This is a genomic window from Pigmentiphaga sp. (assembly GCF_019689535.1).
GTDB lineage: Bacteria > Pseudomonadota > Gammaproteobacteria > Burkholderiales > Burkholderiaceae_B > Pigmentiphaga.
Genome location: NZ_JADGHH010000134.1, coordinates 1 through 9,789 on the forward strand (window position 1 = coordinate 1; position 9,789 = coordinate 9,789).

Annotated in this window: 10 protein-coding genes; 5 read left to right on the forward strand and 5 right to left on the reverse strand. The window is 64.8% G+C overall.

Annotated elements, in window-relative coordinates; genetic code table 11:
• The first annotated feature begins 118 nt into the window (after positions 1–118).
• On the forward strand, positions 119–1,555 hold the full coding sequence (gene cls, locus IRZ12_RS12135) for a cardiolipin synthase (RefSeq protein WP_296468753.1): 1,437 nt from the start codon (positions 119–121) through the stop codon (positions 1,553–1,555).
• 22 nt (positions 1,556–1,577) lie between these two features.
• On the opposite strand, the gene IRZ12_RS12140 is transcribed toward cls, so the two are convergent.
• Entirely contained in the window at positions 1,578–2,717 is a 1,140-nt protein-coding gene (locus tag IRZ12_RS12140; RefSeq protein WP_296468755.1) for an alpha-hydroxy acid oxidase, read from the reverse strand.
• A 282-nt stretch (positions 2,718–2,999) separates the two neighbouring features.
• On the opposite strand from IRZ12_RS12140, the gene IRZ12_RS12145 reads away from it, so the two are divergent.
• Positions 3,000–3,800 carry a DUF2243 domain-containing protein gene (locus IRZ12_RS12145; RefSeq protein ID WP_296468757.1) on the forward strand — a complete coding sequence of 267 codons (801 nt, stop codon included), beginning with the start codon at positions 3,000–3,002 and terminating at the stop codon, positions 3,798–3,800.
• Positions 3,801–3,873: 73 nt separating this feature from the next.
• Here the strand turns inward: IRZ12_RS12145 and IRZ12_RS12150 are convergent, their stop codons facing one another.
• On the reverse strand, positions 3,874–4,710 hold the full coding sequence (locus tag IRZ12_RS12150) for an NAD(P)-dependent oxidoreductase (RefSeq protein ID WP_296468760.1): 837 nt from the start codon (positions 4,708–4,710) through the stop codon (positions 3,874–3,876).
• A 131-nt stretch (positions 4,711–4,841) separates the two neighbouring features.
• Here IRZ12_RS12150 and IRZ12_RS12155 point away from each other — a divergent pair, with 131 nt between their 5' ends.
• Both IRZ12_RS12155 and IRZ12_RS12160 read left to right on the forward strand, forming a co-directional pair.
• Entirely contained in the window at positions 4,842–5,330 is a 489-nt protein-coding gene (locus tag IRZ12_RS12155; RefSeq protein WP_296468762.1) for an acyl-CoA thioesterase, read from the forward strand.
• 129 nt (positions 5,331–5,459) lie between these two features.
• Entirely contained in the window at positions 5,460–6,410 is a 951-nt protein-coding gene (locus tag IRZ12_RS12160; protein WP_296468764.1) for an aldo/keto reductase, read from the forward strand.
• A gap of 228 nt (positions 6,411–6,638) precedes the next feature.
• Here IRZ12_RS12160 and IRZ12_RS12165 read toward each other — a convergent pair whose 3' ends face one another.
• Together IRZ12_RS12165 and IRZ12_RS12170 are read right to left on the reverse strand one after the other, a co-directional pair.
• Positions 6,639–6,896, reverse strand: a complete 258-nt coding sequence (locus IRZ12_RS12165; protein ID WP_296468766.1) for a hypothetical protein — start codon at positions 6,894–6,896, stop codon at positions 6,639–6,641.
• A gap of 280 nt (positions 6,897–7,176) precedes the next feature.
• Entirely contained in the window at positions 7,177–8,388 is a 1,212-nt protein-coding gene (locus tag IRZ12_RS12170) for a 3-hydroxybenzoate 6-monooxygenase (protein WP_296468768.1), read from the reverse strand.
• A 117-nt stretch (positions 8,389–8,505) separates the two neighbouring features.
• On the opposite strand from IRZ12_RS12170, the gene IRZ12_RS12175 reads away from it, so the two are divergent.
• The gene (locus tag IRZ12_RS12175) at positions 8,506–9,423 is read left to right on the forward strand and encodes a LysR family transcriptional regulator (RefSeq protein ID WP_296468771.1); all 918 of its coding nucleotides are present in this window, start codon (positions 8,506–8,508) and stop codon (positions 9,421–9,423) included.
• Here the strand turns inward: IRZ12_RS12175 and IRZ12_RS12180 are convergent.
• A complete protein-coding gene (locus tag IRZ12_RS12180; RefSeq protein ID WP_296468773.1) occupies positions 9,420–9,710 on the reverse strand; it encodes a 2Fe-2S iron-sulfur cluster binding domain-containing protein in 291 nt (96 codons plus the stop codon). The two genes, IRZ12_RS12175 and IRZ12_RS12180, sit on opposite strands and share 4 nt — an antisense overlap.
• Between the last annotated feature and the right edge of the window lie 79 nt (positions 9,711–9,789).

Here is a 9,789-nt window from a genome sequence, read left to right on the forward strand (position 1 = left end):
TTCCGGGACTGGATCCGCGCGGCGACGACTGACCATCCCCCAGGCCGTGCCGCGGGCGCCGTTGGCGCCATGAGAACGCTATAACATACGGCCGGGCAACAACGGAGATCGGCCATCCATGGCGGAAACTTTGCTGTCGATCGGTTTGGAGGTTGCGGCGATCCACATATTGGGGATCATCGCCGCGTGCCATGCCGTCATGAACACGCGCACTTCACAAGGTGCGGTGGCCTGGGCGGTGGCGCTCGTTTCCATTCCGTACCTGACGCTTATCCCTTATCTGTTCCTCGGCCGCAGCCGTTTCGCGGGCTACGTGGACGAGCATCGCTTCAATAGCGCCCGCGCGCGGGCCCGCACGGAGGCGGAGGTCAATCAATCCCGCGTGACGGTGAATGCACGCTGTGACGCCGCTGCAGATCCGGAGCTGCGCCGCTTCGTTGCATTGGACCGCCTGGTCGGTCGCCGCTTCTTGGCTGGCAACGATGTTTCCCTTCTGTGCAACGGGAAGGCAACTTTCGATGCGATCTTCGAGGCCATCTCGCGGGCCGAGCATTACGTGCTGGTGCAGTTCTTCGTGGTCCGCAACGACAGGCTGGGGCGCGAGCTGCAGAAACGCCTGCTCGAACGTGCCGCTGCCGGCGTCAAGGTCTACTTTTTGTATGACGGCATCGGCAGTCATGCACTTGCGCGCAGTTATGTGGAAGCCCTGCGTGCAGGAGGCGTCCAGGTCCACGCTTTTGCAATACGGCGCTTTAGCAATCGCTTCCAGCTCAACTTCCGCAATCACCGCAAGATCGTCGTGGTGGACGGGCAGGTCGCGTTCGTGGGTGGACACAACGTGGGCGTGGAGTACCTGGGCGAGAATCCCAAGCTCTCGCCCTGGCGCGACACCCACGTCCGGCTGTCGGGGCCGATCGTTGCCCAGGTCCAGCGTACCTTCAGCGAAGATTGGTATTGGGTCACCGAGGAGCTGCCGGAAACGCGGATGCCCGACTCCACCCCGGGCGACATGAAATGCTTGGCCGTGGCGAGCGGGCCTGCGGACAACCAGGAAACCGGGTCGTTGTACATCGTGCAGGCCATTCATGCCGCACGGCGCCGCATCTGGCTGGCTTCCCCATACTTCGTGCCCGATTCGGCCGTGCAGTCGGCGTTGCGGCTGGCGGTCCTGCGCGGCGTGGACGTGCGGGTGCTGGTGCCCTGCCGTCCAGACCACTTCATGGTCTACCAGGCTTCGCTGTTCCATACCTACGAAGCCGTGCGTGCGGGCGTCAGGATGTATCGTTACCAGCCCGGCTTCATGCACCAGAAGGTGGTGCTGATCGATGACGATACGGCCGCCGTGGGGAGCGCCAACCTGGACAACCGCTCCTTCCGGCTCAACTTTGAGCTGACGGTGCTGACCGTCAGCCAGGCGTTCGCGGCGCAGGTGGAGGCGATGCTCGTCGCCGATTTCGCCCGGGCCGAGGAGGTCAAGCCGGACGAGTGGGCGCGCATTCCTTTGCTGCCCCGCGTGGTGATGCACGTCGCGAGAATGTTCGCCCCAGTCCTGTGAAGCCGGCTTTGCCCGGCGCAGGCTAGCGGCGGGCCAGGATGTGGGGCCCGATTTCCTCGATGGTGCGCGTTCCCGTCAGCGCCATGCTGACGTCTAGCTCGCGCTGGATGATGCTCAATGCGGCATCGACCCCGGGGCGTCCCATCGCGCCTAGGCCGTACAGGAAGGCACGGCCGATCATCGCGCCGCGCGCGCCTAGCGCCAGCGCCTTGAGCACGTCCTGGCCGCTGCGCACGCCACCGTCGAAGAGCACTTCGGTTTTATGGCCGACGGCGTCCACGACCGCCGGCAGGGCGGCGATGGAGGAGAGCGCCCCGTCGAGCTGGCGACCTCCGTGATTGCTGACCACGATCGCATCGGCACCGCAAGAGACGGCCATGCGCGCGTCTTCCGGATCCAGGATGCCTTTCATGATGAGCTTGCCGCCCCATTGCGCCTTGATCCATTCCACGTCCTTCCAGCACAGCGTCGGATCGAACTGGCGGGCGGTCCAGCGCGCGAGGCTGTTGATGCCCTCGGCGTCCTTGACATGGCCGGCAAGGTTGCCGAAGGTCTTGCGCTTGGAGCCGAGCATGCGCAGCGCCCATCCGGGCTTGGTCGCGAGGTCCAACAGGTTTGCCAGGCTGGGGCGAAGCGGCACGGTCATGCCGTTTTTCAGGTCTTTGTGGCGCTGGCCCAGGATTTGCAGGTCGAGCGTCAGCACGAGGGCCGAGCACTTGGCCGCCTTCGCGCGTTGGATCAGCGATGCGATGAACTCGCGGTCGCGCATCACGTACAGTTGGAACCAGAACGGCTTGGTCGTGGCTGCCGCGACGTCTTCGATGGAGCAAATGCTCATCGTGGACAGGGTGAACGGAATGCCGAACTTCTCCGCAGCCTGGGCGCCCAGGATTTCGCCGTCGGCCCATTGCATGCCGGCGAGGCCCGTGGGGGCGATGGCGACCGGCATACTGACTTCCTGGCCGAGCAGCGTGGTCTTGGTGGAGCGTTCGTCGACGTTGATCGCGACGCGCTGGCGCAGTTTGATGGCCGCTAGATCTTCCGAGTTGGCGCGATAGGTGCTTTCGGTGTAGGAACCGCTATCGGCGTAGTCGTAGAAAGCGCGGGGCACGCGCCTCTTGGCGAGTTGCCGGAGGTCTTCGATGCAGGTGATGACAGGCATGGAATTCGAGGGATCAGAATGGGCGGCGCGAGGTCGCCCGTGCCCTCTATTGTGCTACAGATGAGCACTCGCTGCGATCGCCGCGTCAGCCACTCGGCATTGCGCAGGTATGAAAGGTGCTGCGGCCGCAACGGCCGGTCGCAGGCTCGGGTCGGCTGGGTGTCTGGGCATGACGGTGGACTTTCGAGGAATGTCCGATGGGCCGGTGGTCATCGTGATCTCTGAGAGCCGTGCTGCAGCAAGGGCATTTCTCGTCGGGTTCGCGGTCGATCAGGAATTCTCATGAAAAGCGAGCGCTTGGCGGAGGTGACATGGACACCTTCGATGCTTTTTCGCTGGGCTGGCTGGTTGCTGGGCCTCGCATTGGGCGGATTTTTCGATGGCATTCTCCTGCACCAGATCCTGCAGTGGCATCACTTGCTCAGCGGGGTGGAGGGCGCACCATGGACCGATTTGCGTGCGCAGGTCTTGGCAGACGGCCTTTTCCACTTGGTGTTGTACATCGTTGCTATAGCCGGTTTGTGGGCGTTGTGGCGAACCCGCACGCAATACGGGTTGCCTGGAGCCGGAAGGTCGTTGTGGGCAGATGTGCTGATCGGGTTCGGAGCCTGGCACGTGGCAGACGCCGTGCTGTCCCATTGGGTGTTGGGTATCCATCGCATACGCATGGATGCCGCGAATCCGCTGCTCTGGGACGTGGCGTGGCTGGCGGTATTCGGCGCCGGGGCGCTGGCTGTTGCCTTTTGGTTGCGACGGCATCGAGGAGGCGGGACGCCCCGCAACGGGCGCGCGGGCTGCACGGCGCTGTTCGCTGCCGTAGTCATCACCATGGCTTGGTCGATGCGCCCGTCTCCCGAGGCAAACGCCGTCCTAGTGATGTTCAAGCCCGGCGTGGCCGCACCGGAGGCGTTGATGGCGTTGGCGAGGATCGATGCGACGCTCTTGTGGAGCGATGCTTCCGGGCAGCTCTGGGCAGTCAGGCCGGGCGCAGGGCATCGCGCCTCGGCGCTTTACCGCCACGGAGCATGGTGGGTAAGCGGAACGCTGGTGCCGGCGGCTTGTCTCGGCTGGTTCAAGGCGTGAAGCCTACGCAGCCTGCGGCGTGGAAGGGATGGCGCATCGGCGCTTCGCGAGCGAAGGTCGATGCATTGAGCGCTCAGCGAAGGAGCTTGTCCAGCGCCTCGTCGATGGACGGGGGTTCGGATGCGCCTTTGTAGACGTCCAGCCGCCGGTAGATGTCGGCCGCCGCGAGATGAAAGCCCGGGGGCAGCCCCGCCGCTTCGAAGGTGGCGGCGATCTCTTCCATTTCGCCGACCCAGCGCCAGGCCTTCTCCGCCTTTTGGGCAACCTCTTCCGAACGGGCCGGCGTCTGCGGGCTCGATTGGTGCCATTCGGCCAGCAGCGCGGCTTCTACGCCCTGGTGGCGGGCCAGCGCCCGGATGCCCGCGAGCAAAGCCGTCGACCCCTTGCTCCAGGCGGCATAACAGATCTTGAGCGCCGAGGCGGCGCCCGGCGGGCCGTCTAGCGCGATGGCGCCCAGGGCGCTGCCGGCGAACAGCGCGGCGGCTTCGGCTGCGCGGTTCCCGGAAAGATAAAGGCGCGTGGTGCCGGGCTTGCGCGGCGGAAGGCCAATGATGCCGCCATCCACGAAATCTGCACCGGCGGCGCGTACCGTTTCTTCGATCTCGCGGGCCGTAGCGGGAGAGACGGCATTGGCATCGATGAACAGGCCCCCGTATTTGTGCTCGGCCACGGCTTGTGCCAGCTCGAGCGCATTGTGCGGGGGACAGACCGAAATGGCGATCTCTGCTTCGCCCAGCGCTATCTCGAGGCTGAGCGCGTCTTCCAAACCGGCCTCGCGCGCGCGGGCGGCGCTCGCGGCGCTGCGGCCGGCGGAACACCAGAGCACGCGGTGCCCGCGTGATACCAGGCAGGCGCCCAGGGCCGCGCCCATGGCGCCGGGGTGAAGGAGAGCGATGGTACGACTCGACATGGCAGGTCCTCGATGCAGGGAAAGCAGGCGAGACGCCGTTGGACGGGATGGCTGACATGTTACCGCCGGAAGGCCCTGCGCGGCGGCCGGTCGCTAAAATGGGGCGGTTCCTTTGCCAGTGAGGGTCCGCCATGAACGACTCCCAGCACAAACTATCCATGACGATTCTCATGACGCCCGACATGGCGAACTTCTCGGGCAATGTTCACGGCGGCACCATTCTCAAGTACCTGGACCAGGTCGCCTACGCCTGCGCCAGTCGCTATGCGGGATGCTACGTCGTGACGCTGTCGGTGGACCAGGTCGTGTTCCGCCAACCCATACACGTCGGCGAGCTGGTGACCTTCTACGCCTCGGTCAATTACACCGGCCGGACTTCCATGGAGATCGGGATCAAGGTCGTGACGGAAGACATCCGGACCAAGACCGTGCGCCACGCCAACAGCTGCTACTTCACCATGGTGGCGGTCGACGATGCAGGCGTCCCGGTGCCGGTACCGCCGCTAGAACCCCAGACCGAAGAAGAGCGCCAGCGTTTCGAGGCTGCCCAGCTGCGGCGCCAGTTGCGGCAGGAAATGGAGAAGCGGCACCAGGCGATCAAGGTGCGCACCGGGGGGTAGGGGCTTTCCCTGCGCTGCGGCTGCACGTCACCGTCGAGCCCCGAAGCGCCGCATTCAGCGCCATTTGGAGCGCCTGCCGGAATCCCCTACTATTTTCTCCTTCGAGGGTTCGTCTTGTTGGAGAAATTCATGGCTTATCGCGCGCTCGGCACTACCGGACTGCAGGTATTTCCCATCGCTTTCGGCGGCAATGTGTTCGGCTGGACGCTCGACGAGGCCGCCTCCTTCCGCATCCTGGATTCGCTGGTGGCCCGGGGGATGAATTTCATCGATACCGCAGACACCTATTCGCGCTGGGTGCCTGGCAACCAGGGCGGCGAATCGGAAACCATCATTGGCAATTGGCTCCGGCGCAGCGGCAAGCGTAGCGAAGTGATCATCGCGACCAAAGTGGGCAAGCCGGTGGAAGGTAGCGCCGGAGGGTTGTCGGCGGCCTACATCGAAAAGGCGGTGGAAGGTTCGCTGCGTCGCCTGCAGACGGACTACATCGACCTCTACCAGGCCCACGAGGACGACCAGAGCGTCCCGCTGGAGGAAACGTTGGAAGCCTTCGACAAGCTGGTACGGGCCGGCAAGGTCCGCGCCATCGGGGCTTCCAACTATGGGGCCGCACGCTTCCAGCAAGCGTTGGACGTGAGCCGGGCGAACGGCTGGGCCGCCTACGCCACCCTGCAGCCCGAGTACAACCTGGTCGAACGCCAGGCGTTCGAAACCGAGCTCGCGCCGGTGGCCCTGAAAAACCATGTCGCTGTCATCAATTACTATGCGCTGGCGAGTGGTTTCCTCAGCGGCAAGTACCGGACGGCGGCCGACCTGGAGGGCAAGGCCCGGGGCAGCAAGGTCGGTGCCTATTTGAACGATCGCGGGGCCCGCATCCTGGCGGCCCTGGATGAGGTGGCTGCGCAATATCGTTCCACCCCCGCCACGGTCGCCCTGGCCTGGCTGCTCCACCAACCCGCGGTCACTGCCCCCATCGCGAGCGCCACATCGGAGGCGCAACTCGACTCGCTCGAGGCCGCTGCTTCACTCAAGCTGGAGCAGGACGCCCTGGACCTGCTGACCCAAGCCAGCGCTTATTAATCCATTCGCCTGCCTTTCTTCCACGCTTGGAAAGCCCTGCCGGCGCGGCAGGGCTTTTTGTTTTCGGCCGCGGCGCCTTCGCCACGCTTGCGCCCATGCGTTATGTATTGTTTGCGAAATACAAAGTCAACGAAACGCATACTGGCGGGGTCATTTTTTCGCGGGGATGCTATGGTAGACCGTGCGCGCGAATCGGCCAGGGGCGTCGCCTCGGCCCCACTATGCGACCTAGGCTTGATCGCCGAAAATGTGGTGGATACGCATCAACTCTCGCCGGAGGCGTATGTAGGCCACGTCGATGCGGATCTGCCCCGCCATCCTTTGCTCGTGCGAGGGCATGCGGATGACGTGGCGTCGCTCGTTGCATCTGCGATCGAGTGTGTTGCACGCTGGCCCGGTGTAAACCGGCGCATCGTGGTGAGCGCCCGCCTGGTTGGCGAGCGGGTAGAGCTGTTGGTCGTGCACGGCAGTACGGCGAGCGTTCATCCAAGCGTTCCCATGAGCCTGGACGAATTGGGCCGGTGCGGCGACGCCTCATTTGAGAGCCTGCGGCAGCACATAGTTGCGTTGCTGATGAGGCTCGGAGCCACCTTGGTCGCTGGCCGCGACGCTGCGCTCGATGGGTTGGCCTTGTCTATCGTTTTCCCCGGTGTTTCCGGAGCGCCCTTGCATCGCCCCTATCGGAAAGCTTCCGGCGGTCGGCCTTCCTAGTCATGGTTCAGCGTGCAGCCGCCGTTTGCAGGACGGCGGCGGGGGCCTTGCGCCGTTACGCCTGGATGGGCGTGAAATTCAGGCAGTTCTCGGCGCGCCATCCGTAGAGCCATTGCACGGCGTCGTAGTACTGGTCCTGCGTGCGGCCGGCCCACAGGGAATTGCGCACCAGCCGTTCGATGCCCTTCGCGTGGTAAAGCGTGCCCATGGCGCGGGTAGAAAGTACGACGCGCGCAGTACGCGTGATGCGCGAGTTTTCATAGAGGCGGAACGCGGCTTCGAGGTCGCCATCGCAATGACGCACTGCCGCGCCAAGCGTGGCCGCATCTTCGAGCGCCATGCACGCCCCTTGCGCCAGGTATTGCGTCATGGGGTGCGCGGCATCGCCTAGGACCGTGGCCCGGCCGCGGCCCCAGCGCAATTGGGGGTCGCGGTCGGCGGTTGACCAGCGCTTCCACGAAGTGGGGCGGTGGAGCATCTGGTGCGGGCGGGGGTGGATGCCTTCGAAATAGGAAAGCACCTCCTCCTTGCTGCCTTCCCGCACGCCCCAGACTTCCGGCTCGCGACTGTGGAAGGTGACGACGAGGTTGTACTGCGCGCCCGCGCGCAGCGGGTAATGCACCAGGTGGCAGTTCGGACCTGCCCAGAGGACGGGCGCATTGATCTTGAGGTCTGCAGGCATGTCCGCTTCGTCCACCACCGCGCGGTAGACGACGTGGCCGGTGACCTTGGCCTCATCGCCGATCAGGATTTCGCGGATGACCGATTTGACGCCGTCCGCGCCCACGACCGCGTCGGCCGTATGGCGTTCCCCGCGCTGGTCAATGACGGTGGCCTGGCCGTCGCCGAGTTCCAGTGCCTGCACCCGGGTCGAGGTCTTGAACCGGATGAGCGGATGGACTTGCACGGCTTCCAGGATAGAGAGGTGGATGTCGGCCCGGTGGATGACGGCGTAAGGATTGCCGAAGCGCTTGCGGAACGCGTCGCCGACTTCGAAGCTGCCGACTTCCGTGGCGTCCACGGCGTCCATCATGATCAACCGTTCGGTGAAGACTGCGCGCCGGCGGGCCGCTTCGCCGACGCCGAGCGCGTCCAGCGCTGCGAATGCGTTGGGGCCGAGTTGGATGCCGGCCCCGATTTCACCGATGGTCGGGGCCTGCTCCAGCAGCTCCACCGCGACGCCTTCCTTGGCAAGCGCCAATGCCGCGGCCAGGCCGCCGATGCCCCCGCCCACCACGATGGCGGCAGCTTTGGGTTGAGTCGTCATTCTCTGTCTCCCTCGTGCCTCATGAATGGCGGCCATCTTAGTGAGCGTGCTCGCTTGACTCCATGGAAGCCTATCGATAGTCTCCATCGAAAAAATCGATTTGAATGGTGGTCATAGTTGGAGAATATCGATATCAAGCTGCTCCGGGTGTTCGATGAAATCCGGCGCACGGGAAGCGTCTCGCGGGCGGCCGAACGCATGGGCATGAGCCAGTCCACCATGAGTTTTTTCCTGGCCAGGCTGCGGGAGCTGTTCGATGATCCGCTTTTCGTGCGCACGCCTGGGGGCATGGAACCCACGCCGCGCGCCCTCGAACTGGAGGACCGCATCAGCGCCGCGCTGGCCGCCATGCAGGCCTTGCTGGAGCCGCCTGTCTTCCGGCCCGAGGCCTCGGAGCGCGTTTTCCGGCTTAGCATGACCGACATCAGCCACATCGTGCTGCTGCCGCGCATCGTCACTCACCTGCGCAAGGTGGCCCCGGCCGTGCGCATCGAGGTCCAGCGCATCAATGCCGAGACGCCGGCGCGAATGACGAGGGGCGAGGCGGATCTTTCGATCGGATTCATGCCGCAGTTGGATGCCGGTTTCTATCGCCAACGACTGTTCGAACAGGATTTCGTCTGCGTCGCCAGTCCGCGGCACCCGCGTGTCGGCAAGCGCCTTGCGCGTGCCGACTTCGCGCGCGAGGACCACGTCGACGTTTCCCCATCCACCACCAGTCAATTGATCGTCGAGCAGGCGATACGGCGCGCCGGGCTGTCCCGCCGGGTGGTGCTGCATTTGCCGAGTTATCTCGGCTTGGCAGCGGTGATCTCCCAGACTGACCTGATCGCCACCGTGCCGCGGCTGCTGGGAGAGATCGTCGCGCGCCAGGAAGGGCTGCGCATGTATCCGCCGCCGCTACCGATCGAACGTTATGGGGTCAACCAGTACTGGCACGCCCGGTACCACCGTGATCCCGGGCATGTTTGGCTGCGGCAAACGCTGGCCGATCTATTCCTGGAGAGCGGCGCGTTGCGCGCCAGGCGCGCTTAGCGTGGCGCTTGCTCGATCTTCTCGGCGTAAGGGTTCAGCATGACCACGGGCGACGTCGCCACTGCCACGCAGGGCAGGATGAATCCTTCTCGTTTTTCGTCGGCGCTCAGCCCGGGCCATTCGACGAGATAGCGCACGCTGCCGCTTTCCATTCGGGAGAAGCACGTGCGGCAGGTGCCATTGCGGCATAGCGTGGGTAGCCGAATCCCGGCGCGGCGCGCGGCCTGGAACAAGGATTCGTCATGCCTGGCGGTGAACGTCCAATGCTGCGGAACCAGCGTGACCAGGTAGCACGGCGGTTCGAAGTCGGGCGAAGCGGGACGGGGTGTGACGGACACGGTCTGGACGGGGAAGGGCGCCTGGGGG

What these genes read in the sequence shown, in the direction of transcription:
- cls (WP_296468753.1), top strand. Translation starts at nt 119, where the DNA reads ATGGCGGAAACTTTGCTGTCGATCGGTTTGGAGGTTGCGGCGATCCAC.
- IRZ12_RS12140 (WP_296468755.1), bottom strand. Translation starts at nt 2,717, where the DNA reads ATGCCTGTCATCACCTGCATCGAAGACCTCCGGCAACTCGCCAAGAGG.
- IRZ12_RS12145 (WP_296468757.1), top strand. Translation starts at nt 3,000, where the DNA reads ATGAAAAGCGAGCGCTTGGCGGAGGTGACATGGACACCTTCGATGCTT.
- IRZ12_RS12150 (WP_296468760.1), bottom strand. Translation starts at nt 4,710, where the DNA reads ATGTCGAGTCGTACCATCGCTCTCCTTCACCCCGGCGCCATGGGCGCG.
- IRZ12_RS12155 (WP_296468762.1), top strand. Translation starts at nt 4,842, where the DNA reads ATGAACGACTCCCAGCACAAACTATCCATGACGATTCTCATGACGCCC.
- IRZ12_RS12160 (WP_296468764.1), top strand. Translation starts at nt 5,460, where the DNA reads ATGGCTTATCGCGCGCTCGGCACTACCGGACTGCAGGTATTTCCCATC.
- IRZ12_RS12165 (WP_296468766.1), bottom strand. Translation starts at nt 6,896, where the DNA reads ATGAACGCTCGCCGTACTGCCGTGCACGACCAACAGCTCTACCCGCTC.
- IRZ12_RS12170 (WP_296468768.1), bottom strand. Translation starts at nt 8,388, where the DNA reads ATGACGACTCAACCCAAAGCTGCCGCCATCGTGGTGGGCGGGGGCATC.